The 24,490-nt window shown below is 77.1% G+C and carries 22 protein-coding genes and 1 pseudogene; 13 read left to right on the forward strand and 10 right to left on the reverse strand.

Translation table 11 applies throughout. The features are described from left to right. Positions 1-30 precede the first annotated feature (30 nt). On the forward strand, positions 31-2,328 hold the full coding sequence (locus tag FB586_RS11040) for an esterase-like activity of phytase family protein (RefSeq protein ID WP_136519355.1): 2,298 nt from the start codon (positions 31-33) through the stop codon (positions 2,326-2,328). A gap of 129 nt (positions 2,329-2,457) precedes the next feature. Next, positions 2,458-2,829, forward strand: a complete 372-nt coding sequence (locus tag FB586_RS11045; RefSeq protein ID WP_246036701.1) for a hypothetical protein — start codon at positions 2,458-2,460, stop codon at positions 2,827-2,829. Between the two features lie 10 nt (positions 2,830-2,839). Here FB586_RS11045 and FB586_RS11050 read toward each other — a convergent pair whose 3' ends face one another. Continuing rightward, positions 2,840-3,259, reverse strand: a complete 420-nt coding sequence (locus FB586_RS11050) for a MerR family transcriptional regulator (RefSeq protein ID WP_136519356.1) — start codon at positions 3,257-3,259, stop codon at positions 2,840-2,842. Positions 3,260-3,335: 76 nt separating this feature from the next. Between FB586_RS11050 and FB586_RS20025 the strand changes: the two are divergent. Continuing rightward, positions 3,336-4,394, forward strand: a pseudogene (locus FB586_RS20025) (MFS transporter); the annotation flags it as partial. 119 nt (positions 4,395-4,513) lie between these two features. On the opposite strand, the gene FB586_RS11060 reads toward FB586_RS20025, so the two are convergent. The 4 genes from FB586_RS11060 to FB586_RS11075 all read right to left on the reverse strand — a co-directional run bounded on the left by FB586_RS11060 (position 4,514) and on the right by FB586_RS11075 (position 9,491). Then, positions 4,514-7,234: a cation-translocating P-type ATPase gene (locus tag FB586_RS11060; protein ID WP_136519357.1), complete on the reverse strand. Its 2,721-nt coding sequence runs from the start codon at positions 7,232-7,234 to the stop codon at positions 4,514-4,516. 66 nt (positions 7,235-7,300) lie between these two features. Then, on the reverse strand, positions 7,301-8,242 hold the full coding sequence (locus tag FB586_RS11065; protein ID WP_136519358.1) for a DUF4349 domain-containing protein: 942 nt from the start codon (positions 8,240-8,242) through the stop codon (positions 7,301-7,303). Positions 8,243-8,389: 147 nt separating this feature from the next. Continuing rightward, a complete protein-coding gene (locus FB586_RS11070; protein ID WP_136519359.1) occupies positions 8,390-9,241 on the reverse strand; it encodes a DNA-3-methyladenine glycosylase family protein in 852 nt (283 codons plus the stop codon). Between the two features lie 73 nt (positions 9,242-9,314). Further along, a complete protein-coding gene (locus FB586_RS11075; RefSeq protein ID WP_246036702.1) occupies positions 9,315-9,491 on the reverse strand; it encodes a hypothetical protein in 177 nt (58 codons plus the stop codon). A gap of 330 nt (positions 9,492-9,821) precedes the next feature. Between FB586_RS11075 and FB586_RS20260 the strand changes: the two genes are divergently transcribed. Further along, positions 9,822-11,543, forward strand: coding sequence for a mechanosensitive ion channel domain-containing protein (locus FB586_RS20260; protein WP_306419160.1), 1,722 nt, complete (start codon positions 9,822-9,824; stop codon positions 11,541-11,543). Between the two features lie 40 nt (positions 11,544-11,583). Here the strand turns inward: FB586_RS20260 and FB586_RS19735 are convergent, their stop codons facing one another. The 3 genes from FB586_RS19735 to FB586_RS11095 form a co-directional block, all read right to left on the reverse strand. Then, positions 11,584-12,231 (reverse strand): hypothetical protein, encoded by a 648-nt coding sequence (locus tag FB586_RS19735; protein ID WP_187697866.1) that lies wholly within the window; start codon positions 12,229-12,231, stop codon positions 11,584-11,586. 86 nt (positions 12,232-12,317) lie between these two features. Continuing rightward, a complete protein-coding gene (locus FB586_RS11090) occupies positions 12,318-13,301 on the reverse strand; it encodes a helix-turn-helix transcriptional regulator (protein WP_136519360.1) in 984 nt (327 codons plus the stop codon). 126 nt (positions 13,302-13,427) lie between these two features. Further along, a complete protein-coding gene (locus tag FB586_RS11095; protein WP_136519361.1) occupies positions 13,428-14,042 on the reverse strand; it encodes a hypothetical protein in 615 nt (204 codons plus the stop codon). A gap of 176 nt (positions 14,043-14,218) precedes the next feature. Here FB586_RS11095 and FB586_RS11100 point away from each other — a divergent pair, with 176 nt between their 5' ends. From FB586_RS11100 to FB586_RS11120, 5 genes are all read left to right on the forward strand, one after another. Beyond that, positions 14,219-15,235, forward strand: a complete 1,017-nt coding sequence (locus tag FB586_RS11100) for an ATP-binding cassette domain-containing protein (RefSeq protein WP_136519362.1) — start codon at positions 14,219-14,221, stop codon at positions 15,233-15,235. After that, the gene (locus FB586_RS11105; protein ID WP_136519363.1) at positions 15,232-16,056 is read left to right on the forward strand and encodes an ABC transporter permease; all 825 of its coding nucleotides are present in this window, start codon (positions 15,232-15,234) and stop codon (positions 16,054-16,056) included. The genes FB586_RS11100 and FB586_RS11105 overlap by 4 nt, the downstream gene beginning before the upstream one ends. 154 nt (positions 16,057-16,210) lie before the next feature. Then, on the forward strand, positions 16,211-16,846 hold the full coding sequence (locus tag FB586_RS11110) for a DUF6518 family protein (RefSeq protein WP_136519364.1): 636 nt from the start codon (positions 16,211-16,213) through the stop codon (positions 16,844-16,846). A gap of 86 nt (positions 16,847-16,932) precedes the next feature. After that, positions 16,933-17,532 carry a methylated-DNA--[protein]-cysteine S-methyltransferase gene (locus tag FB586_RS11115; protein WP_306419161.1) on the forward strand — a complete coding sequence of 200 codons (600 nt, stop codon included), beginning with the start codon at positions 16,933-16,935 and terminating at the stop codon, positions 17,530-17,532. Between the two features lie 19 nt (positions 17,533-17,551). Continuing rightward, entirely contained in the window at positions 17,552-18,082 is a 531-nt protein-coding gene (locus FB586_RS11120) for a DUF1697 domain-containing protein (protein WP_136519365.1), read from the forward strand. Here FB586_RS11120 and FB586_RS11125 read toward each other — a convergent pair. Then, entirely contained in the window at positions 18,079-19,449 is a 1,371-nt protein-coding gene (locus tag FB586_RS11125) for an MFS transporter (protein WP_136519366.1), read from the reverse strand. The genes FB586_RS11120 and FB586_RS11125 overlap by 4 nt on opposite strands. Further along, positions 19,446-20,435, reverse strand: a complete 990-nt coding sequence (locus tag FB586_RS11130) for an alpha/beta fold hydrolase (RefSeq protein WP_136519367.1) — start codon at positions 20,433-20,435, stop codon at positions 19,446-19,448. The genes FB586_RS11125 and FB586_RS11130 overlap by 4 nt, the downstream gene beginning before the upstream one ends. 162 nt (positions 20,436-20,597) lie before the next feature. On the opposite strand from FB586_RS11130, the gene FB586_RS11135 reads away from it, so the two are divergent. From FB586_RS11135 to FB586_RS11150, 4 genes are all read left to right on the forward strand, one after another. Further along, positions 20,598-21,794 carry a zinc-dependent alcohol dehydrogenase gene (locus FB586_RS11135; protein WP_136519368.1) on the forward strand — a complete coding sequence of 399 codons (1,197 nt, stop codon included), beginning with the start codon at positions 20,598-20,600 and terminating at the stop codon, positions 21,792-21,794. 132 nt (positions 21,795-21,926) lie between these two features. Then, entirely contained in the window at positions 21,927-22,994 is a 1,068-nt protein-coding gene (locus tag FB586_RS11140) for an NAD-dependent epimerase/dehydratase family protein (protein WP_136519369.1), read from the forward strand. After that, entirely contained in the window at positions 22,991-23,521 is a 531-nt protein-coding gene (locus FB586_RS11145; RefSeq protein ID WP_136519370.1) for a DsbA family protein, read from the forward strand. The genes FB586_RS11140 and FB586_RS11145 overlap by 4 nt, the downstream gene beginning before the upstream one ends. A 55-nt stretch (positions 23,522-23,576) precedes the next feature. Next, the gene (locus FB586_RS11150) at positions 23,577-24,446 is read left to right on the forward strand and encodes an SDR family NAD(P)-dependent oxidoreductase (protein ID WP_246036703.1); all 870 of its coding nucleotides are present in this window, start codon (positions 23,577-23,579) and stop codon (positions 24,444-24,446) included. Positions 24,447-24,490: the final 44 nt, after the last annotated feature.

The raw sequence follows: 24,490 nt of genomic DNA on the forward strand, positions 1-24,490 counted from the left end.
GTGACGCCCATGAGTCGTTCACTGGGACGCATGAGACGCAGCGTCGTGCCTCCGCTCGCCCTGGCCGCCGCCCTCGCGCTGGGCGCCGGCCTCCTTCCCACCGCAGCCTCGGCGGCCGTGCCGTCGGCCGCGGACCCGGCCGTCGGGGCCGGCGCGTCCGCGGGCGCCGCCACGCTCGACGGCGGTCGCGGCCACGACCGGGGTCGCGCCACCGTCACCGTCCCGACGCTCGTGGCCCGCGCCACGCTGTCGGCCGACTTCCTCGCGGACGGTCCGCCGTCGGGCGCGCTCGCCTCCGCCGCGAACGGCCGGCAGGGGCCCTTCGCCGGGCAGGTGATCCCCGGGTTCTCGGGGGCCGTCGACGCCGGCGACGGCACGTTCTGGGCGCTGCCGGACAACGGGTTCGGCACCAAGGCCAACTCCGCCGACTTCCTGCTCCGGATCTACCGCGTGACGCCCGACTGGCAGACCGCGGACGGCGGCAGCGGCGAGCTGCGTGTGGGCGAGCACCTGTCGCTGCGCGACCCGGACCGGCACGTGGACTTCCCGATCACGCACGGCGACACCCCGGACCGGCTCCTGACCGGCGCCGACTTCGACGTCGAGTCCATCGTGCGGGCGCGCGACGGCTCGTTCTGGATCGGCGAGGAGTTCGGCCCGTTCCTGCTGCACGTGGACGCGACGGGCAGGCTGCTCGCGCCGCCGGTCCCGCTGCCCGGCGCCACGTCGCCGCAGAACCCGTACCTCGCACCGGGCGAGCAGCCGACCGTCCGGGCGTCCGGCGGCTTCGAGGCGCTCGCGGGGCTGCGCGACGGGCGGTACCTGTACCCCGTCCTGGAGAACGCGTACACCGCCGACCCCGACCAGCGCCGCCGCGTCGTGCACGAGTTCGACACGCGCCGCAACGCCTGGACCGGCCGCACGTGGGACTACCGCGCCGACCGCGAGGGCGACCTCGTGGGCGACGCGTTCTGGGTGGGCAGGCACGAGATGCTGCTGGTGGAGCGCGACAACTTCGACGGCGCCGCGTCGGTGGTCAAGCGCGTCTACCGCGTCGACCTGCGGCGCGAGGACCGGCAGGGCTTCCTCGAGAAGGAGCTCGTGCTCGACGCGCTCGACATCGCGAACCCGTACGGCATCGGGGCGGGTGACGGCTACGGCACGGGCGACCCGTTCAGCCTGCCGGTGCAGTCGTTCGAGACGGTCGTGCAGCTGCGGGACGGCCGCCTGCTCATCGGCAACGACAACAACTACCCGGGCAACGCGGCACGCGTGCCGGGGACGCCCGACGACACCGAGATGGCGCTCGTCGAGCTGCGCCGTGAGCGCGTGCGGCCCGGCGAGGTCGACGTGATCGCCCACCGCGGTGCCAGCGGGTACCGCCCGGAGCACACGCTCGCGGCGTACGCGCTCGCGATCCGGCAGTGCGCCGACTGGATCGAGCCGGACGTCGTGGCGACGAAGGACGGCGTGCTCGTCGCGCGGCACGAGAACGAGATCGGCGGGACGACCGACGTCGCGACGCGGCCGGAGTTCGCCGACCGGCGGACGACGAAGAGCATCGACGGCCAGCAGGTGACGGGCTGGTTCACGGAGGACTTCACGCTCGCGGAGCTGCGCACCCTGCGCGCGAAGGAGCGCATCCCGGCCCTGCGCCCGGGCAGCGCCGCGTTCGACGGCCTGTACGAGGTGCCGACGCTCGCCGAGGTGCTCGACCTCGCGCGGCACTCGGTGACCTGCGACGGCGAGCAGGTCGGCGTGTACCCCGAGACGAAGCACCCGTCGTACTTCGACTCGGTGGGTCTCTCGCTCGAGGAGCCGCTCGTGGCGGAGCTGCGCGCGGCCGGGCTGGACCACAAGAAGGCCCCGGTGATCGTGCAGAGCTTCGAGACGGGCAACCTGCGCGAGCTGGACCGCATGACGAAGGTGCGGCTGGCGCAGCTCGTGAGCTGCAGCGGCGCCCCGTGGGACCTCGTCGCGGCGGGCGACCCCCGCACGTACGCGGACCTCGTCACGCGCCAGGGGCTGCGCGAGATCGCCCGCTACGCGGACGGCCTCGGCGCGTGCAAGGACGTCGTGATCCCACGGGAGGCGGACGGCTCCCTCGGCGCGCCGACCACGGTCGTGCGTGACGCCCACCGTGCCGGCCTGGAGGTGCACGCCTGGACGTTCCGCGCCGAGAACCAGTTCCTGCCCGCGGACCTGCGCAGCAGCGCGGACCCGGCGGCGCACGGGGACCTGCCCGCCGAGATCCGCGCGTTCGTGGACGCGGGCGTCGACGCCGTCTTCTCGGACCACCCGGACGTCGCCGTGGCGACGGTCGGCTGAGGACCGCCGGCGGCGCCTCCGCGGGGGCGGGAGGCGCCGCCGGCAGCGGTGCGGGGCGGCAGCGCGAGGTCCTGCGCCCGACCCCGCGCCGTGGCGTGCGCTCGAACACCTGTTCGATACGATGGCCGCATGCACGACCGCGCCGCCCCCCTCGCACCACCACCGCCCGGACGCCGGGAGGTGGCCAACTGCGAGATCCCGGAGGGGATCCCGACGCGTCCGCAGGGGGACGTGCCGGTCATCGTGCGCGTCGTCTGGACGGACGGCGACGAGGAGTGGCGCCCGGCGCGTGCGGTGCGCTGGACCCGGGGGCACGTGATGGTCGCGTGGCGCGACGACCCGGGCGACCCGCGCTCGGAGCGGCACACGTGGCTGCGCGCGGGTGACGTCGCCCGGTCCGTGCGGTGGTTCGTCCCGCCCGAGCGCGGCGGCGGCGGTGCGGGCGGCGGTGCGGGTGGGGGAGCCGGGCGCGGCGGCGGCGCCGACGGGCGGCCCGGGTAGGCCGAGCCGGTCAGACCGGTGCGGGCGCCCCGCCGGCGTCCCGGGTCGCGCGCGCCGCGTCCGCGACGAGCACGTCGTGCTCGGTCCGCACGAGGTAGTCGTGCAGCGTCCGGCGGCTGCGCGTGAGGCAGGCGATGCGCTCGTCGAGGCCCGCCAGCTCGGCGGCGAGCATCTCGGCGACCGTGCGGGGGCACGACGCCGCGACGTCCGTCGCCTGCGTCTCCTCGAGGTCGAGCAGGACCTTGATGAGGCGCGTCGGGACACCGGCGCGCACGAGCCCCGCGACCCGCTCGACCCGCGCCACGTCCTCCTCGCCGTAGGTGCGGTACGCGTTCGTGGACCGCGCCGGCGCGAGCAGGCCCTGCTCCTCGTAGTAGCGCAGCAGCCGTGTCGAGACGCCGGTCCGCCGTGCCAGCTCGCCGATCCTCATGCGTCCTCCCGGTGCGCCGGTGGCGTCGGCGCCACCCTTGACCTTCACACTGGTGTCAGACTTTAGCGTCGCGGACATGAGACCGTCAGCCGCACCGCGCAGCCCCTCCGCACCCCCCGCGGCCCTGCCGTGGCCGAGCCTGCTCGTCCTCGCCGGGTCGACGTTCGTCCTGGTCACCGGCGAGATGCTGCCGACCGCCGTGCTCCCCGCCATGAGCGCGGACCTCGGCGTGCCACCCGGCCGCACCGGCCTGCTCGTCTCGGCGTGGGCGCTCACCGTCGTCCTCGCCAGCGTCCCGCTCGTGCGCCTCACCGCCCGGTGGGGCCGTCGTGACGTCGTCGCCGCCGCCCTCGTCGTCTTCGCGGCCTCCGCCACGGTGACGGCGCTCGCGGACGCCTACGCGCTCGTCCTCGCCGCGCGCCTGCTCGGCGCCGCCGCGTGCGGGCTGCTCTGGTCCACGGTGAACGCGCACACCGCGCAGCTCGTGCCCGCGGCCGGGCTGGCGCGCGCGGTCGCCGTCGTGCTCGGCGGGGCCACGCTCGGCACCGTGCTGGGCGTGCCCCTCGCGAACCTGGCGGCGGCCACGGGCGGCTGGCGCGGGGCGTTCGCGGGCCTCGCCGTCCTCGCACTGGTCGCCGCGCTGCTCGTCCGGACGGTCGTGCTGCCCGGACGCCCGGACGCCACCCCGGCGGACGGGGACGCCCCGCGCGCGTCGCTCGTGCCGATCCTCGTGGTCGTCGGGCTGGTCGGGGTCGTGCTCGTGGGTCACTTCGCCGCGTACACGTTCGTCACACGCCTGCTCGCCGGGCCGGCGGCCGCGCTGCCCGGCGGCATGACGGCTCTGCTGCTGGTGCTCGGCGTCGCCTCGGCCGTGGGCGTCGCGGTCGTCGGGCGCCTCGACGACCGCGGCACGGCGGTCGCGCTGCCCGTGACGGCCGTCGCGGTCGCGGTGGTGCTCGCCGCGGTACCCGCCGCCGGCACTCACCCCGTCGCCGCTCTCGTGATCGCCGTCGCGTGGGGCCTCACGACGGGGGCGCTGCCGCCGCTCACCCAGACGACGGTCATGCGGGCCGCCGGGGAGTCGCTGCGGACGGCGGCCGGTGCGGTGATCCCCGTGGTCATGAACGGAGGCATCGCCGCCGGCGCCGCGCTCGGCAGCGTCGTCGTCGACCGCGCCGGCGCCGGCGCCGTCCCGCTGCCCGCCGCCCTCGTCGCCGCGGCCGGCGCCGCAGGTCTCGCCGTGCTGGCGGTGCGTCAGCGACCGGTCCGGCGGGTCAGCGCCTTGACCGCCTCGACCAGCAGCAGCACGAGCACCGCGGCCCCCGCGGCCAGCCCCCAGTCGCGCACCCCGATCGGCGCGGACTCGAACCAGCCGTGCATGAACGGCGCGTAGGTGAAGACGAGCTGCAGCGCCAGCAGCACGCCCACGGCGAGCCAGACGACGCGGTTGCCGACGAGGACGCGGGGCGTGAGGCTCGACCGGCCGAGGAAGCGGCACGACAGCAGGAACGCGACCTGCCCGAGCACCAGCACGGTGACCGCGGAGGTCTGCGCGACGCCGTCGCCCGCGCCCAGCTGCTTCTCCACCAGGTACACCGCGAGCGTCGCACCGCCGATGAGCAGCGACGCCGCGACCACCAGCACGAGCGCCCTGCGGGACAGCACGGGCTCGCGCGGGGAGCGCGGCGGGCGGTCCATGATCCCCGGCTCGGCCGGCTCGTAGGCGAGCGCGAGGGAGAGCGTCACGGCCGTCACGAGGTTGACCCACAGGATCTGCACCGGCGAGAGCGGCAGGGCCAGCCCGAGCATCACCGCGACGAGGATGACGAGCGACTGGGCGCCGTTGGTCGGGAGCAGGAAGACGACGGACTTGCGGATGTTGTCGTAGATCCGCCGGCCCTCCTCGACCGCCCGCTCGATGGTCGCGAAGTTGTCGTCGGCGAGGACGATCTCCGCCGCCTCCTTCGTCGCCTCCGTGCCCTTGATGCCCATGGCGATGCCGACGTCGGCGCGGGTCAGCGCGGGTGCGTCGTTGACGCCGTCGCCGGTCATCGCGACGACCTCGCCGTGGGACTGCAGCGCCCGGACGATGCGGATCTTGTGCTCCGGGCTCGTGCGGGCGTACACGTCGACGTCCCGGACCCGGGTGCGCAGCTCCTCCTGGCTCATCGCCTCGAGCTGGGCGCCCGTCAGCGCGTCCACCTGCTCGCCGGCCGGGACGATGCCGAGCTCGCGCGCGATCGCCACGGCGGTCCCGACGTGGTCGCCGGTGATCATCTTCACCGCGATGCCCGCGCGGTGGCACTCGGCGATGGCCGCCACGGCCTCGGGGCGCGGCGGGTCCACGATCCCGACGACGCCCAGCAGCACGAGCCCCTCGGCGACGTCGTCCACCGTCACCTGCGCCGCGGGGGAGTCGGCGTCGCGGTACGCCACCGCGAGGACGCGCAGCCCCTGACCGCCGAGCCCGTCGACCGTCGCCTCCCAGCGCGCGATGTCGAGCGGCACCGGCCGGCCGTCCTGGCCCCGCTGCGCGACGGCCCGCTCCAGCAGGCGGTCCGGGGCCCCGACGACGTGCAGGCGCAGCGTGCCGCCCGGCAGGCGGTCGAGCGTCGCGGAGAACTTGTTCGCCGACTCGAACGGCAGGGCGGCCAGCCGCTCCGCAGCCTCCACGTCGGCCCCCGCCTTGAGTGCGAGCGTGCGCAGCGCGCCCTCGGTGGGCTGGCCGACGACCCGCCAGTGACCGGCGTCGTCGGCCACCACGCGCGCGTCGTTGCACAGCGCCGCCGCCTCCACCAGCGCCCGCAGGTCGTCGTGCACGGCGAGGGGCGCGGCCGCCCCGTCCCGCGTCACGCGGCCCGCCGGCTCGTAGCCCAGGCCCTCGACGTCGTAGGTGCCGGCGGCGGTGACGACCGTCCGCGCGGTCATCTCGTTGCGCGTGAGCGTGCCCGTCTTGTCCGAGCAGATGCTGGTGACCGACCCCAGCGCCTCGACCGCCGGCAGCTTGCGCGTGATCGCGTTGCGGCGCGCCATCTGCTGCACGCCGAGCGCGAGCGTCACCGTGACCAGCGCCGGCAGGCCCTCGGGCACGGCGGCCACCGCGAACCCGATCGCCGCGGAGATCAGCTCGGGCGGGTCCCACGCGTGTAGGACGCGCCCCACGACGAGCATGAGCGCCGCCATCGCCAGGATGCCGCGCGACAGCAGCGTGCCGAGCCGGGTGAGCTGACGCTTGAGCGGCGTCTCGGTGCGGTCGACGTCGGCGATGAGCGACTGGATCCGGCCGATCTCGGTGCCGCCCCCGGTGGCGGTGACGACGGCCACCGCGGTCCCGGCCGCGACGATCGTGCCGGAGAAGAGCATGCTCGAGCGGTCCCCGACACCCGCGTCGGCACCCACGGGCGCCACGTCCTTGGCGGCGGGCACGGACTCGCCGGTGAGCGCGGACTCGTCCACCTGCAGGCCCGTGGCGTCGAGCAGGCGCGCGTCGGCCGGCACCTTGTCGCCCGAGCGGACCCGCACCACGTCCCCGGGCACGAGCGCCTCCGCGTCGACGGCGGTCCAGGACCCGTCCCGCAGCGCGGTCGCCTCGAGCGAGAGCATCGTGCGGATGCCGTCGAGCGCCCGCTCCGCCTGCCCCTCCTGCACCATGCCGACCACGGCGTTCACGACCGCCACGACGAGGATCACGGTGAAGTCGACCCAGTCCCCGAGGAACGCCTTGAGCACGGCCGCCGCGAGCAGGATGTAGATGAGGACGTCGTCGAAGTGCCGCAGGAACCGCACGACGGGGTGGGGCCGCGGCGGCGTCGGCAGCCGGTTGGGCCCGTGCTCCCGCAGCCGGCGGGCGCTCTCGTCGTCCGTCAGCCCGCGGGGCCGCGCCCGGAGCGCCTGCAGCACCTCGTCGGGGGTCGCCGCCCACGGGGCCGGGGCCCCGGCGGGGGCGGTCGTGGTGTCGGGGCTGGTCGCGCTCATGCCTCACCTCGGGTGCGCCGGACCGGACCCTGTCAGCGTGGCACCCGCGCGGGCTCCTGTCCTGGGTCAGAGGTCCGGCTGGGGCCTCCGGGTCCGCAGCCCGCGGCGCACGGCGACGACCGCGGCGGTGACGAGCACCCCGGCGACGAGCCACGGCAGCAGCACGCCGAGCACCACGAGCACCGTGCCGCCCACGGCGAGGAACGCGTCCCAGCCGGTGCGCAGCCCGTCGAGGAAGGTGCCGGGCGACGAGGCGCGCTCCTGTGCGGCGCGCCCCTCGGCCGCCGGGTGCACCGCCACCCGCAGCGTCGACAGGGCGACGCGGTCGGCGAGCTGCTCGCGTTCCGAGCGCAGACGCTCCAGGCTCTCCTGGCGGTCGGTGAGCGCGCGCTCGGCCGCGATGACGTCGTCGTGCGCCGTGGCGCGTCCGAGGAGGTCGGTCATGCGGTCGACCGACAGCTCCGCCGCGGCGAGCCGCGCGTCGAGGTCGCGCGCGGCCACCGTGACGTCCTCGCCGCGCAGGTCGAGCTGCTCGACCGTGCCCACGTCCGCCAGGTCGTCCATGAAGGCCGTGACGGCGGCAGTGGGCACGCGGACCGTCAGCACCGCCTCGCCGCGGTCGTCGCCCCCGGAGCCGGTCCGCTCGAACCGGTCGTCCACCCGCCCGCCGTGCCGGTCCACGAGCGCGACGACCTCGCGCGCGGCCGCCCGGGGATCCTCGGCGGAGACGGTGACGTCGCCGGTCTGGGCGACGAGGCGGTCGGCGGGCGCCGCGGCCGGCTCCTCCTGCGCGACGTCGGCCGCGCCGCCCGCGTCGCCGCCCATCGCCTCGTCGCGCGACATCCCGGCCCCCGCCGGCTCGCCGGCCTCGTCGGCGCCGCCGCTGCCGTCCGCGGAGCAGCCGGCGAGGGCGAGGGCGAGGACGGCGGCGGTCAGGGCGACCAGCGCCCGGGCGCGCGGTCGGCGGCGGGTGGGCGTGCTGGTCATCGCGCTGCGGCGGCTCGTCATGGCGGCGAACGTAGGGGCGCGGCCCCGCACGGCGTGGGGGAGTTGTGCGATCGTGACCGGCCCGTCACCCGATCACCGCACGACGGAGACGCGTCCGCGACCTGCGGACCGGCCCGTGACCGCGCCGTGACCGGGACGTGACCGGCGTCAGTCGGCGTAGCCCACGGACGCCCACAGGTGCGTCGCGGCCCACGCCCGCCACCCCGCCCAGGCGAGGCCCGCCGCGGCGACGTCGCGCGCGTGCGGCACCGCCAGCGCCCGGCGCAGCACCAGGTCGCCGGACGGGAAGGCGTCCCGGTCGCCGAGGGCCCGCAGTGCGACGACGTCCGCCGTCCACGGCCCGACGCCGCGCAGCGCGAGCAGCGTGCGTCGCACCTGCGGGACGTCGGCACCGGGGGCCAGCGCGAGCCCGTCGGCGCACGCGACCGCGATCGCGTGCACGGCGCCGGCGCGGGCGTGCGGCACGCGCAGCACCGCCTGCAGCGTCACGGGGTCCGCCGCCGCGACCGCCTCGGGGCTGGGGTACGCGCGCAGACCGCTCGGGTGCGGCTGCCCGTAGGCCTCGGCCAGGCGCGCACCCAGCGTGCGCCCCGCGCCCAGCGACACCTGCTGCGTGAGCACGGCCTGCACCGCGGCCTCGAAGCCGTCCGGGTGCCCGAGCACGCGCAGGTGGGGACGCGCGCGCAGGAGAGGTCCGAGCACCCGGTCGTCGCCGAGCGCCGCGTGCACCGCGTCGAGGTCGTCGTCGAGGCCGAACCAGCGCCCCAGCAGGCGACGCAGCAAGGCGTCGGTGCCGTCCGCGGGTGCGCCCGGGTCCGCGACCCGCGCCGACGCACCGTCGGCCACCAGGGTCACGACGACCGGCACGGGGCCGTCCCCGAGGTCGACCAGCCGCCGCACCGTCCCCGCGGCGACGTCGACCTCCTCGACCCCCGGGACGGCCCGCGCGGCGATCGAGGACAGCGCGGGTACCGGGTCGAGGCGGGCGGCGACGTGCACGCCCGTCACGGTACGGGCCGGGCCCGACACCCCGGCCGGAACCGGTGCGTCCACCGTGCGGAGCGGGCCGTCCTCATGCCGGGACGGTGAATGTCCACCATTCGGCCCGCAGGCGCGCGAGCACGTCGAGCAGCGCGCCGGTGTCCGTCGGGTTCGGGCCGTCGTCGGACGTGAGGACGACCGTGCGGGCGGGGGCGGGGGACGGGACGACCTCGAGGACGTCGCCGCGGGACAGCGGACCGGTGCTCACGGCGCCCATCCTCCCCGTTCTCCGCCGCGCCCGAGGCGACCGGACCGTCAAGGGCGGGTACGTCGCGGGTCGAGAGCAGGTCGCTCGTTCGAGATGCGCGGGTGAAGAGTCGGTGCCATCCTGCTGGAAGCCGATCGGGGTACAGCCGACCGGCCGCCCGCGGGTCACGACCTTCACGTCCGTCCGCACACGAAGAGGGCCCGGCGAGAGCCGGGCCGCCCGTCAGGGTCAAGGGGTCCGCCACGCCTCGTGCCGGCGAGACGGCTCCTGCACCGGGTCCCGCCCCCAGCGCCGGGGGCGGGACCGGGTCGTTCTTCCTAACCTGGACGTGTGCCCGGTCTGCTCCACGCCCCTGCGCCTCCTCCCGCCCCGCTCCGTGCCGCCGCGACCCCGAGCCCGTCGCCCGAGGTCGTCGAGGTCGTCCGTGACGTCGGCTCCGCGGTCGTGCCGCTGCTCGCCGTCGCCGGCGGCGTCGTCGTCGGCTACCTGCTCGCCACGGCGGTGGGCGCGCTCGTGCGCCGCCTGGCGCCGCGCAGCGCGCTGGCCGCGGACCTCTCGCGGCGCTCGCGGCGCCCGCTGCGCGTCACGCTGCTCGTCGTCTCGGTCTGGGTCGCGCTGCGCCTGAGCACCGACCCGTCCGACACGTGGCGGCCCGGTGTCGAGCACGCGCTGCTCGTCGCCACGATCGTCGCCGTCACGTGGCTCGTGGGGTCGCTCGCGTTCGTCTTCGAGGACCTCGCCCTCCAGCGCTACCGCGTCGACGTCAAGGACAACCGGCACGCGCGCCGCGTGCGCACGCAGGTGCAGGTGCTGCGCCGCATCACCGTCGCGGTGCTCGTCGTCATCGGCGCGGCGGCCGTGCTGTTGACGTTCCCCGGCGCGCGGGCCGTGGGCGCGAGCGTGTTCGCGTCGGCGGGCCTGCTGTCGATCGTCGCGGGCCTGGCCGCGCAGAGCTCCCTCGCGAACGTCTTCGCCGGCCTGCAGCTCGCGTTCACCGACGCCATCCGGGTCGACGACGTGGTCGTCGTCGCGGACGAGTGGGGCCGCATCGAGGAGATCACGCTCACCTACGTCGTCGTGCACGTGTGGGACGACCGCCGGCTCATCCTGCCGTCGACGTACTTCACGACGACCCCGTTCGAGAACTGGACCCGCCGCGCCGCGGAGCTGCTCGGCACCGTCGAGCTCGACGTCGACTGGGAGGTGCCGGTCGAGGCGATGCGCGCCGAGCTCACGCGGCTGCTGTCCGTCACGGACCTGTGGGACGGGCGCGTCGGCATCCTCCAGGTCACCGACGCCGTCGGCGGCGTCGTGCGCGTGCGCGCGCTCGCGAGCGCCGTCGACGCGCCCACCCTGTTCGACCTGCGCTGCTACGTGCGCGAGGGCCTCGTCGCCTGGCTGCAGCGCGAGGCGCCGCAGGGCCTGCCGCGCACCCGCTGGGAGGGCGGGGACGCGCCCGTCCGTCCCTCGGGGGTGCCGACCCCGCCGGGGACGCAGGCGCCGACGCCCGCGGGCGGCCGGCCCGGGCACGACGGCCCCGAGCCGCCTCCGGCCCCCTCGGCCCGGCCCGTCGAGGGCCGCGTCCGCACACCGTCCCGGCCGGGGCAGGGGTCGACGGTCGTCCTGCCGATCCCCGGCGAGTGGGCGTCGGACGACACCCAGCGGCTCGCGCCGGCGGGCCAGGACGCGCGGCTGTTCACCGGCAGCATCGACGCCGTCGCGCGGTCCCAGGCGTTCTCGGGGCCCGGCCAGGAGGCCATCGAGGAGCGGGAGCAGGCCGCGAGCGGCGGCGTGCCGCAGATCGAGGAGCCCGCCCACGGCGACCGGCCCCGCCCGTCCGTGGAGGCGGACGCCCCCGGCGACGGCCTCGGGGACGCGCCGGGCGGCCCGCCGGTCCACGAGGGGCGCGGCGGACCCGTGCCCGGCGGCGGGCACGAGCCCGAGGCGCGCACCCGGCCGCAGCCCCGCGTCGAGGCGGCGGGGGAGCGGCCCGCCCCGCCGACGCGCCGGTCCACGCGCACGCGCGGCGAGAGTGACCCCGGGGGCGAGTGACGCAACGACGACCGACGTCCTGCGCCGCCGCCCGCCGCCGTCAGGAGGCCGCGACCTGCGCGGGCGTCGTGCCGGTGAGCCGCGCGACGACCGCGACCGCCTGGTCCCAGTACCGCGCGTAGTGCTGCGGGTCGGCGTTGCGCTGCACGGCGTGCGCCACCAGCGTCGGCGCGACGGCCTCGCGGCCGTCCACGCGCGCCAGTGCGCGGAAGAAGCTCGTCGCGCTCGCGGTCGGGTCCATCCGCTCGGCGTACGTGCCCCACGCCCCGTTGTCGCGCTGCTGGAACAGCCCGCGGCTGTCGGGCCCGGCGTGGTCGCCGCGGTCGAGCACGCGCAGCGACGACTCGCCCATCGCGGTCATCACCCCGATCGCCTGGTCCCGCAGGGACAGCCCCGCCGCGGCGCCGGCGGCCACCACGGCGCGGGCGTTGGCGGTCTGCTCGGCGCTCAGCCCCGGTACGGCTGTCACGGCCGCGGCGGCGGCCGGCGTCGCGGCGGGCGTCGCGGTCTGCTGCGCGACCTGCGTCGCGAGCGCCGCGGCGAACGCGTCGCCGCTCCCGCCGCGCACGGGCTGCCCGCCGGCCGGAGCGGGCTGCCCGGCGGCCGGAGCGAGCGCACGCGGGGTCAGCGAGGCGAGCGTCTGCTGGATCGCGCCCACGCGCGCGCCGATCGTCGCGATGCCGTCCACAGGTCCTCCCGTCCGACGTCCCATCGGCCGCCGACCGGCGGGCATGAGGCGAGCCGGCAGGGCCGGGGCCGGGGTAGGGGTCGGCCTCAGCCCACCGCGCGCTCGAGCCGGTGCACGAGCCCGCGCACGGCGTCGCGCAGCTCCTGCGGCCCCACGACCTCGAACGGCACGCCGTACATCCCGAGCATCGAGGCCAGCGCGTCCCACGACCACGACCCCGTGACCAGCCGGGACCGGTCGTGCCCGACGGGCTCCACCAGCGCGTCGCGACCGGCCCACCGGGCCACCTCCGCGGCGGGCAGGTCGAGGAGCGCCTCACCGCGGCACGGCCACGCGGGGCGCGCACCGAGCCGGTCGGCCACGAACGTCGAGACGTCGCCGCCCGGGACGGGGCGCGGCCCGACGCGCGGCCCCGTGGGGCTGCGCGGGGTCATCCGGTCGACCCGGAAGGTGCGCCAGTCCGACCGCTCGAGGTCGTACGCGACGAGGTACCAGCGCCCGCCCCACGTCACGAGGTGGTGGGGCTCGACGCGGCGCGGAGGGCGGAAGGCGCCGTCGCCGCTGCCCAGGACCGGTCCGCTGCCGCCGTCGTAGTCGAACCGCAGGACCTCGCGCGCCCGCACGGCCGCACCCACGGCGAGGAGCACGTCGGACGGGACGGCGGGCCGCTCGCGGCGCTCGTCGCGCGGGACGACCGTGACGGCGAGGGCGTCGGCGGCGGTGCGCAGCCGCGCCGGCATCACCTGCCGCAGCGTCGCGAGCGCGCGCACCGCCGCCTCGTCCACGCCGTCCACGCCCGTCGAGGCGGTCTGCAGCGCGAGCGTCAGCGCGAGCACCTGCTCGTCGTCCAGCAGCAGCGGCGGCATGTGGCTGCCCGCCTCGAGGCGGTAGCCGCCGTCGGGGCCCTTCGTCGCGTGCACCGGGTACCCGAGCTCGCGCAGGCGGTCGACGTCGCGGCGGACGGTGCGCGGGCTCACCCCCAGGCGCCCGGCGAGGACCTCCCCGGGCCAGTCGCGGCGGGACTGCAGCAGCGACAGCAGCGACAGCAGGCGGGCGGACGGTCCGGACATGGCACCAGCGTGGCACCGGTGGCGGACAGGACGTGGCCGCTTCTGCGTCGCCGAGCGGTTGCGGGGCGCGGCGAGGAGGGCGTCGCGGTCGGGCGCAGTCACGCCGAGGGGTCCGGCTCTTCCCGCTCAGTCGTCCAGCCAGGGCGACCACCGGCGCCGCAGCCCCCGGTCCAGCGCGGCCACGACCGCCGCCGCCGCGAGCCACGGCACCCACCGCCCGGAGGGCTCCCACAGCGCGGGTGCGTCCCACGACGCCCCGACCATCCCCAGGCCGCGCTCGACCAGCCCGAGCAGGGCCGGCAGCTGGGCGACCGCGCCGACGGCGAGCACGCCCCACGCGGCCGCGGCCACCAGACGGCTCGCCGCGGGGTGCTCGCGGTCCATCCGGTCGCGCCACGCCTCGGCGGTCCCGGGCAGCGGCTCGAGGTCGCGTGCGCCGTCCGGGGTGACGAGTCGCACCCGCCGCATGCCCCAGGTGCTGAGGGCGGCCTCGACCCGGGCGCCGTCGCCGACCGCGAACCGGGCGGGGGAACGGCGCTCGTCCACGAGCGTGCCGTCGCGGTACAGGCGCACGCGCTCGTCGGGGTCGAGGTAGTCCACGTCCACGACCCACTCGGCACCGGCGTGGCGGACCCCGAACGCGCCGCGCCACAGCACGGCCCACCCCCGGACGGGGCGGAAGACCCGGTGGCGGTCGGCGGGGCCGGGGTCCGGGGCGGGGTCGTCGCGGTGCTCGTCCATGGTGCGTCCAGCCCACCCCGGCGGCGCCCCGCCCGTCGTCCCGCGGACGGCCGAGACGCGGCGACGACCTCCTCCGAAGGACGGAGCGGACGGGTCAGGGTGCCGGACAGGATCTGACCGCTTCCCGCGGGAACGTGAGCACGTCCCACCGCCGAACCGCCCCGCAGGGAGACCCGATGATCCGCACCCGAGGGCTGACGAAGGACTTCGTCGTCAGCCGCACCGAGACCGTGCACGCCGTGCGCGGCGTCGACCTCGACGTCGCCCCCGGCGAGCTCGTGGCCGTGCTCGGCCCGAACGGCGCCGGCAAGTCCACCACCATGCGCATGCTCACCACGCTGCTGCGCCCGACGGCCGGCACCGCGACCGTCGCGGGGGCCGACGTGACCACCGCCCCGGCGACCGTCCGGCGGCGGATCGGCTACGTCGGGCAGGGCAACGGCGCCGGGCACGCGCAGCGCGTCGGGGACGAGCTCGTCGTGCAGGGCCGCGTGTACGGCCTCGACCGGGCGAGGGCTCGCCGCCGCGCCGGGGAGCTGCTCGACGCGCTCGAGCTCGAGGACCTCGCGCGGCGGAAGGTCACCGACCTCTCCGGCGGGCAGCGCCGACGCCTCGACGTCGCGCTCGGCCTCGTGCACGCCCCGCGCCTGCTGTTCCTCGACGAGCCGAGCACGGGCCTCGACCCGCACACGCGGGCCAACCTGTGGCAGCACGTGCTGCGGCTGCGGCGCGAGCACGACATGACGATCGTGCTGACGACGCACTACCTCGACGAGGCCGACACGATGGCCGAGCGGGTCGTCGTGGTCGACCACGGCCGGGTCATCGCCGACGACACGGCCGACGGACTCAAGCGCGACCTGGCGGGCGACCGTGTCGAGCTCACCGCCGCCGGCCCGGACGACGCCGCGCGGCTGGCCGTCCTGGTCGAGCGGCTGCCCGGTGCGCGGGAGGTCGTGGTGACCGGTGCGCACGTGTCGGGGCGGGTCGCTGACGGGCCGGCCTCCGTGCCCGCCGTGGTGCGCGCCGCCGACGCGGCCGGCGTCGGCGTCGTGGCGGCGCAGGCCGTCCGCCCGACGCTCGACGACGTCTTCCTCGCCCTCACCGGGCGCAGCCTGCGCGACGGCGGCCCTGCCGTCGCGGACCCCGACGAGCAGCAGGCGGCCACGGCCGCCGGGAAGGACGCGGCATGAGCACGACGACGACCCAGGAGGCCGTGGGCGTGGACGCGCCCCTCGCGCCGGAGGTCCGCCGCTCGTGGTGGTCGGACGTGTGGCTGGTCATGGCGCGCGAGCTGCGGCCCGTGGTGCGCGAGCCGTTCTCGGTGGTGTTCGGGCTCGTGCAGCCGCTGGTGTTCCTCGCCCTGTTCGGTCCGCTGCTCGCGGGGTCGGTCGGCGGCGCGCTGCCCGGCGGCGGCGTGTGGCAGTGGTTCGTCCCCGGGATCCTCGTGATGACGACCCTGTTCGGCACGTCCACGACCGGGTCCAACCTGCAGTACGAGATGCAGACCGGCGCGCACGAGCGCCTGCTGGTGACGCCGCTGTCCCGCTCGTCGCAGCTCGTGGGGCGGTCCCTGAAGGAGATGGTGCCGCTGGTCGCGCAGGCGCTGCTGATCGTCGTGGTGATGCTGCCGTTCGGCTTCCGCCCCGACCCGGTCGGCACCGTCCTGGGGCTCGCGCTGCTCGCCGTGCTGGGTGTCGGTCTCGGCTCGCTCAGCTACGCCCTCGCCATCGCGGTGCGCAAGCAGGAGTGGATGTTCTGGGCGGTGCAGCAGACCGTCCTGTTCCCGCTGATGATCCTGTCCGGCCTGCTGCTGCCGCTCGAGAGCGGGCCGCGGTGGATGCAGGCCGCGGCGCAGGTGAACCCGCTGCGCTGGATCGTCGACGCCGAGCGCGCGCTGTTCGCGGGTGACCTGACCGCGTCGGCGGTGCTGTGGGGTGTCCTGGCGGCGGCGGCGACCGCGGGGCTCGGCCTGGTCGTGGGGGTGCGGACGATCCTGCGGTCCGCGGACTGACCGCGACGCGGCGGCGGCGCCCGCACCGGTGGGTCCGGGGCGGCCCCGTCGTCCGCGCGTCGCGGCCGTGTCCGACCGTGGGCGGACCCGGCCGCGCTGACGTGACGCCCGCGGCCGGACGCGCCGACCCGCTCCGGGGCGCGACCCTCGCCACGTGACGACCTCCGCCCTCGCCCCCGCACGCCCCGCCGTCCCGTCCGCCACCCGCGGTGCCGCCCACGGCGCGCTCGCCGTCGTGGCCGGCCTCGCGTCCGGCGGCCTCACGTCCTTCGCGCAGACGTACCTGACCCTCCCGGGGGTGGCCGCACTCGCGAACGCCGTCAGCCCCTGGCTGGTGCTGCCCTTCCTGGCCGGTGCCACGGCGCGCAGCCGCCGCGGCGGCGCGCTGCTCGGGCTGCTCGCGTGCCTCGCGCAGGTGCCCGGGTACTACGCGACGGCGTCGCTGCGCGGCTACCCGGTGTCGCTGCCGTGGGTGCTGGTGTGGGCGGTCCTGGGGGTCGTCGGCGGCGCGGTCGCCGGTCTGGCCGGGCAGTCGTGGTGGCGCGGGCGCGGTCGCGAGCGCGGGCTGGGCGCGGCGGTGCTGGTCGCGGTGTGGCTCGCGGAGGCCGTGGTCCAGTACGGGGTCGTGCTGCGCTACACCGCCGAGGCCGTGACGTTCGGGGTCGTCGGGGCGCTGGCGTTCGCGCTGCTGGGGCTGCGGCACCGTCAGCACGTGCTGGTGCTCACCTGGCTCGGCCCCGCGCTGCTCGCGGGGGCGGGCGGCTTCCTCGGGCTGCACGCGGTCGCCTGACCTCACGCCGGGGCGCCCCGCGGCGTCTGCTCCGGTGGCGGCGCAGCGGGTGCCGCGATGTCGGGGGCGAGGGGCAGGATGAGGACGTGGACGTGACGACGGGGCCGACGCGGCCCGCGCAGGAGGGCGCCGTGCAGGCGGGGCTCGTGCAGGAGGGCGCCGCGCAGGCGGGCCTCGTGCACGCCGTGCTGGGCTCACCGGTCGGGCCGGTGGTGGTCGCGGTGGAGGACGGGGCGGTCACGCACCTGCGCCTACCGCGCACCGACGGCACGCCCGCCGCCGACGACGTGGGGGAGCGCGTGGACCCGGGGGACGACCCGGTCCTGGCCGAGGCGGTGCGCCAGCTCGCGGCCTACTTCGCGGGCGAGCTGCGCGACTTCGACCTGCCCCTGCGGTACGCCGGCACCGCGTTCCAGCGGAAGGTCTGGGACGGGCTGCGGCGCGTCCCGTACGGCACGACGACGTCGTACGGAGCGCTCGCGGAGTCGGTCGGCCTCGACCCGCGGACGACCGCCCGCGCGGTCGGCGCCGCGAACGGCGCGAACCGCATGGCGATCGTCGTCCCGTGCCACCGGGTCATCGGGGCGGGCGGGAAGCTGGTCGGCTTCGCCGCGGGGCTGGACCGCAAGCGGACGCTGCTCGACCTCGAGCGGCGGGTCGTCGGCGGCCCGGCGCTGCTCTTCTGAGCCGCCGACGGTGACGGTGATGGTCGCCCTGCTGCGGGGCGTCAACGTGGGCGGCGCGACGAAGGTCCCCATGGCCGACCTGCGCCGCGTCGTGACGGACAGCGGCTTCGGCGACGTGCGCACGTACGTGAACAGCGGGAACGTCGTCCTGACGTCGCCCGACCCGGACACCGGGGCCGTCGCGGCGCGACTGCGGGCCGCGTGCGCCGACGCGTTCCCCGCGGTCCGGCCGGACGTCGTCGTGCGCACTGCCGAGGAGCTGCGCGGCGTCGTGGCGGGCAACCCGTTCCTCGGCCGCGACGACGACCCGACCCACCACCACGTCGTGTTCCTCGCCGGCCCCGGACCGGCGGCCGCACCGGACCTCGACCTCGCCCCGTTCCACCCGGAGGACCTGGCCGTCGGCGGACGCGAGGTCTACCTGTTCCTGCCCGGCGGGATGGGCCGCTCCCGTCTCGCGCAGCGCCTCGCGAGCCTGCAGGGCCCGGCGGGTACCGCCCGCAACTGGCGCACGGTGACGACGCTGTCGGCGATGGCCGACGGCCGCTAGACCGCCGCGGGTTCGGCCGCCGGGGACCGCCGCCGGGCGCACGCCGCGGCGGCCACCGCGGCCAGCCCCGCCACCACCGCCCACCCCACCCGCGCCGACGTCGCCGACGCGACCAGCAGCACCGCGGCCGTCCCGAGCGCCGTCCCGAGCTGGGCCGCGGTGTTGAGCACGCCCGCGGCCGTCGCGCGCAGGTGCTCGTCGACGCTGGTGCCCATGTCGTTGGCGGCGACGGACGAGGCGCCCAGCCCGAGGCCGCTGAGCGCCGCGGTGAGCGCGACCGCGGCCGGCGTGGCCGACGCGACCAGCACGGCGTTCGCGCCGGCGACCAGCAGCAGCCCCGCGCCCATGGTCCGCCGCCAGGTCAGTCGGGCGATCACCCGGGGCGCGAGCGCCGACCCCACGACCGCCAGCACGCTCACGCTCACGAGCGCCGCCGCGGCGGCGAGCGGCGTCAGCCCGAGCTCGTCCTGCAGGTGCAGCGTCGCCACGGTCGCGGACGAGCTCGTCGTCGCCGTGTTCGCGAACGAGCCGAGGGTGCCCCAGCGCAGCCGGGACGACCCGCGCGCCTCGCGCGCCACGAGCGGGTCCCGCGCCGCGCGCTCGGCGGCCACGAAGCCGACGGTCGCGGCGGCACCGGCCGCGAGCACCAGCGACCCCGCGACGACGGCCCCGGTCTCGGCGAGCAGGGTCGGGCCGGCCACGAGTCCCATCGCCCCGGCGGTGAGCAGCACGGCCGACACCCAGGGCACCCGCACCTCGGCCTGCCGGGCGGTGTCGGCCGGGACCGCGACCCGCACGGCCACGAGCAGGCCCGCCGCGAGCGCGAGCGTCAGCCAGAACACCGCCCGCCACGTCGCGACCTCGGTCACCGCCCCGCCGACCACGAACCCGGCCGCACCGGCCGCGGCCCCGGCGGCGCTCCACGCCGCCACCGCCCGACGGCGCCACCGCCCCTCGGGCACGAGCGTCGTGAGCAGGCGCAGCGCTGCGGGCACCGAGGCGGCGGCCGCGACGCCCTGCAGCGCCCGCGCCGCCGTGAGCAGCGCGACGCCCCCCGCCACGGCCCCCAGCACCGACGCCAGGCCGAACAGCACGATCGCCGCCAGCAGCACGCGCCGGTGGCCGAGCCGGTCCCCGAGGCGGGCGGCGACCAGGAGCAGCCCGCCGAAGAACATGGCGTAGGCGGTGACGACGAACGTGCCCTCGCCGGCGCTCGCGCCGAGGTCGCGCAGCATCGACGGCAGCGTCGTCACGACGACCGTCACGCCGAGCACGTCGACGAGCTGGACGAGGCACAGCGTCACCGTCACCGCGAGGACGCCGCGCGGGGCGGTGCCGGCGGCGGCGCGGCCGGTCGTCCCGCTCACCGGTCCGCGGGCAGGAACGCCGCCACGTCCTGGGCGATCCGCTCCGGCTCCTCGCCGTTCACCGCGTGCGACGCGCCCTCGTACAGGCGCACCGTGCCGTCCTGCAGCGCCCGCTCGGCGACCTCGACCGCGGCGGACGCGTCGTGCATGACCGACTCCTCGGCGACGATCGCGAGCACCGGCACGTCGATCCGCCCGAGGTCCTCCTCCGGCACGAGCGACGGCTGCGGCAGCCGCATGGCGTACCCCTGCATGCCGGCCTCGATCATGTCGGCGACCGGCACGTCCTCGACCGGCGCGCCGCCGGCCGTGTAGGAGTTGAACGAGTCCCGCCACGACCGGGGCAGCCACGGCACCGACGCCGGCAGCGAGCGCACCGCGGTCCCGGCGGGGATGTCCGCGAGCACCCGCACGGGGTCGATCAGCGTCAGGCTCGCGACGCGCTCCGGCGCGTGCAGCGCGAGGTTCGTCGCCGTCCACCCGCCGATCGACAGCCCCACGAGGTGGAAGGTCCCCTCGGGCAGCGCCGCGAGGGTCTGGTCCAGCCACGCCGCCTGGTCCGCGTGGTCGCGGATCGGCCGCTCCTGCACGCTGCGCCCCGGCTCGCCCAGCAGGTCGAGCGTGTAGACGTCCGCGACCTCCAGCAGCGACGGCAGGTTGTCCGCCCAGACGGGTGTGCCGGAGGCGGTGCCGGGCAGCAGCACGAGCGGCGTCGTCCGTCCGCCCGTCCCCGCGAACCGGTAGACCCGCACGAACCCGAGGTCGGTGCGGACGTCGAGGGTCTCCGCGGGCTCGGGCAGGTCCCGGAACGCCTCGTCGTACGCGGCGAGGTACCGCTCGTACCCCTCCGCGCTGCGCCAGTGCCCCACGGGCGACGGCTGGCGCAGCAGCAGCGCGACGACGAGCGCCAGGATGGCGACGACCCCGAGCGCGACGAGCCGCCGGCGCCGACGTCGGCGCGGGGGAGCGGCGGCGGTCTCGGTCACGGCGACCTCCTCGCGGAGCGGCGGCGTCCGTCCCGACGCTACCGGCGGGCACCGACGACGGCAGCGCGCCGGCGGCGCGCGCCGCCCCTCCGGATGCAGCCCGCGACGCCCGGTGCGACGGTGGACGCCGGTAGCGGGGGGCCCGACCCACGAGGAGGCAGCGTGCGCGCACTGACCTGGCAGGGCCGCGAGAAGGTGTCGGTCGAGACGGTCCCGGACCCGCGGGTCCAGGAGCCGACCGACGCGGTGATCCGCGTGACGTCGACCGCGATCTGCGGCTCGGACCTGCACCTGTACGGCGTGCTGGGCCCCTACCTGAAGCCGGGCGACGTGCTCGGCCACGAGGCGATGGGCGTCGTCGAGGAGGTCGGGCCGGAGGCCGCGGGACGGCTGAGGGTCGGCGACCGCGTCGTCGTGCCGTTCGGCATCGCGTGCGGCACCTGCTTCTTCTGCACGCGCGGGCTGCAGTCCCAGTGCGAGACGACGCAGGTGCGCAGCCAGGGCAAGGGTGCCGCCCTGTTCGGCTACACCGAGCTGTACGGCAGCGTCCCCGGCGGGCAGGCCGAGTACCTGCGTGTGCCGCAGGCGCAGTACGGGCCCGTCGTCGTCCCCGACGACGGCCGCCCCGACGAGACGTACCTGTACCTGTCCGACGTGCTGCCGACCGCGTGGCAGGCCGTCGCGTACGCGGACGTGCCGCCCGGCGGGACGGTCGCGGTCGTCGGCCTCGGGCCCATCGGGCAGATGGCCGCGCGCATCGCGCTGCACCGCGGCGCCGGCCGCGTCATCGGCATCGACCGGATCCCGGAGCGGCTCGCCATGGCGGCGCGGCACGGCGTCGACGTCCTCGACGCCTCCACCTGCGACGACGTCCCCGCGGTCGTGCGCGACCGCACCCAGGGCCGCGGCGCGGACGCCGTCGTCGAGGCCGTCGGCATGGAGGCGCACGGGTCGCCCGTCTTCGAGCTCGCGCAGAAGGGCGCCGGCTTCCTGCCCGACGCGCTCGCCAAGCCGTTCATCGAGAAGGCCGGCGTCGACCGCATGGCCGCGCTGCAGACCGCGATCGGCGTGGCCCGCCGCGGCGCGACGGTGTCGGTCGTCGGCGTCTACGGCGGCGCCATCGACCCGTTCCCGATGATGGACGTCTTCGACCGGCAGCTCACCGTCCGGTTCGGCCAGGCCAACGTGCGCCGCTGGGTCGACGACATCCTGCCGCTGGTCACCGACGACGCCGACCCGCTCGGCGTGCTGGACCTGCGCACGCACCGCGTGCCGCTCGAGCGCGCGCCCGAGCTGTACGACACGTTCCAGCGCAAGGCGGACGGCTGCATCAAGGTCGTGCTCGACCCCGCCGCCTGAGCGGCGCACCGGCGGCCGGCACGGGACGGCCGGCACGGGACGGCCGCACGGCGGGGGCACGGCGGGGGCACGGCACGGCAGGCGCAGGCGCAGAGCACGGCAGAGCACGGGACGAGGACGGACGGAGGCACCATGCGCGTCGTGGTCGTGGGGGCGAGCGGCAACCTGGGGACGGCGATCCTGCGCCGGTTCCGCGCGGACAGCACCATCACGTCGGTGGTCGGGGTCGCGCGCCGCGCACCCCGGCAGGCGCCGCCGCCGCCGTACGACGTCGCGGAGTGGGTGGCGTGCGACATCAGCGCCCGCAACGACGACGAGGAGACCGTGCTGCGCACGCTCTCCGACGCGTTCGCCGGCGCGGCCGCGGTCGTGCACCTCGCGTGGGCGATCCAGCCCAGCCACGCCCGCGCCTACCAGCGGCAGGTCAACGTCGAGGGGACGCGCCGCGTGGTCGAGGCCGCGCGCCGTGCCGGGGTCCCGCACGTCGTCGTCGCGTCGTCGGTCGGCGTGTACGGGCCGGCGGTGGACGACGACCTGCACGACGAGCTGTTCCCCGCCGTGGGCGTGCCGTCGTCGCGGTACAGCGTGGACAAGGCCGCCCAGGAACGCGTGCTCGACGAGGCGGAGGAGGCCCACCCGGACCTCGCGATCGCGCGCCTGCGGCCCGCGCTGGTGTTCCAGCGCGCCGCGGGCAACGAGATCAAGGGCATCTTCCTCGGGCCGTTCGTCCCCGCGCGCCTGCTCGACGGACGCCTGCCGGTGCTGCCGTGGCCGCGCGCGGTGCGCGTGCAGGCCGTGCACGCGGACGACCTCGCGGAGGCCGCCCGCGAGGCGGTGGTCCGCCAGGTGCGGGGCGCGTTCAACCTCGCGGGTCCGGGCATCCTGCGCGGGCCGGACGTCGCGGCGGTCCTGTCCCAGGCCAAGATCCGCGAGGTGCCGCGCCCGGTGGCGCGGGCAGCCCTGTCGGCCGCTTGGCACGCGCGTGTCGCACCGATCGACCCCGGCTGGCTGGACCTGGCGGGGTCGGTCCCGCTGCTCGACACGAGCCGCGCCGAGGAGATCCTCGCGTGGCGTCCCCGGTACACCGCGGTCCAGGCCCTGCAGGAGGTGGTCGAGGGCATGGCGCAGGGCGTCGGGACGGCGAGCCCGCCGCTCACGCCGCGCCGCGGCCGGTTCGTCCGGGAGACCACGGACGCATGACCACGCCCGCGCCGGCCGCCACGCCCGCCGCCGTCGACCCCGAGCGGTTCGTGCTCGGGAACCCCGACGCACCCGTCACCGTCGTCGAGTTCGGCGACCTCGAGTGCCCGTACTGCCGTGCGGCCGGCCCGGAGCTGCGCCGCCTCGTCGAGGAGTCGGACGGGCGCGTCCGGCTCGTGTGGCGGCACTTCCCGCTGTTCCAGGTGCACCCGCACGCGCTCGCGGCGGCGCTCGCGGCCGAGGCCGCGGGGGCGCAAGGCCGGTTCTGGGAGCTGCACGACCGGCTCCTCGAGCAGCAGGACCACCTGACGGACGACGACCTGCGCGAGCACGCCGTCGCGCTCGGCCTCGACCCCGACGACCTCGTGGGGGAGGCGGCCGAGCGGTACGCCGACGCCGTGAGGGCCGACTACGCCGAAGGGCTCGCGCTCGAGGTGCCGGGCACGCCGACGGTGTTCGTCGACGGCGTGCGGTTCCGCGGCCGGATCGAGTACGACGCGCTGCGGGCGGTCGTCGACGCGCTCTGACGACGCCGGCGGGGTCCGGACGGCCGCGCACCGCGCCGTGCGCCACCATGGGGGCGTGACCACCACCGACGACGCCGCCCTGCCCCGCACCGCCGCACCGACCACGGCCGGGGGCCCGCCCGTGCCGCGCACGGCGCTCGTCACCGGCGCCGGCCGCGGCATCGGGCGCGAGCTGGCGCTCGGCCTGGCCCGTGCCGGCTACGCGGTCGGCCTCGTCGGGCGCACCCGGTCCCGGCTGGAGGACGTCGCGGACGAGGTCCGGCAGACCGGCGCGGCCGCGACGGTGGCCGCGGCCGACCTCGTCGACGCCACGGCCGTCACGGACGCCGTCGCCCGCGTCGAGGCGGCGCTGCCGGGCGGCATCGGGCTGCTCGTCAACAACGCCGGCGTGATCGAGGAGAACGAGCTGCCGTTCGCGCAGGACGACGTCGAGGACGTGTGGCGCGTCGTCGAGACGAACGTGCGCGGCCCGCTGCTGGTCACGCACGCGGTGCTGCCCGGCATGCTGGCGCGCGGGGGCGGCCGCGTGCTGCAGATCAACTCCGGGTCCGGGCACCGCGCGCAGCCCAGCTACACGGGCTACACCATCAGCAAGGGCGCGCTCGCGCGGTTCAGCACCCAGCTCGACCACCAGTACCGCGGCCGCGGGGTCCGCGTGCTCGACCTCGCACCGGGTGTCGTGCGCACCGACATGACACGCGCGATGCCCGTCCACGACGACCGCACGGACTGGACCGAGCCGGCCGAGGTGGTCGCGCTCGCGGTCGGCTTCGCCGACGGCGAGCTGGACGAGCTGTCGGGGCGCTTCGTGCGCGCCGGTGCCGACACGGTGGACTCGCTGCGTGCGGCGACCCCGGCGATCCTCGCGGCCGACGCCCGACGTCTGGCGCTGACGACGTGGGGGCCGGACGACCCGGTCGCCTGACGCGTCGGGGGGCGTGCTTGCCGCACCGGCGGTGCCCCACGACA

This window comes from Cellulomonas telluris, assembly GCF_004886325.1.
GTDB classification, from domain to species: Bacteria; Actinomycetota; Actinomycetes; order Actinomycetales; family Cellulomonadaceae; genus Cellulomonas; species Cellulomonas telluris.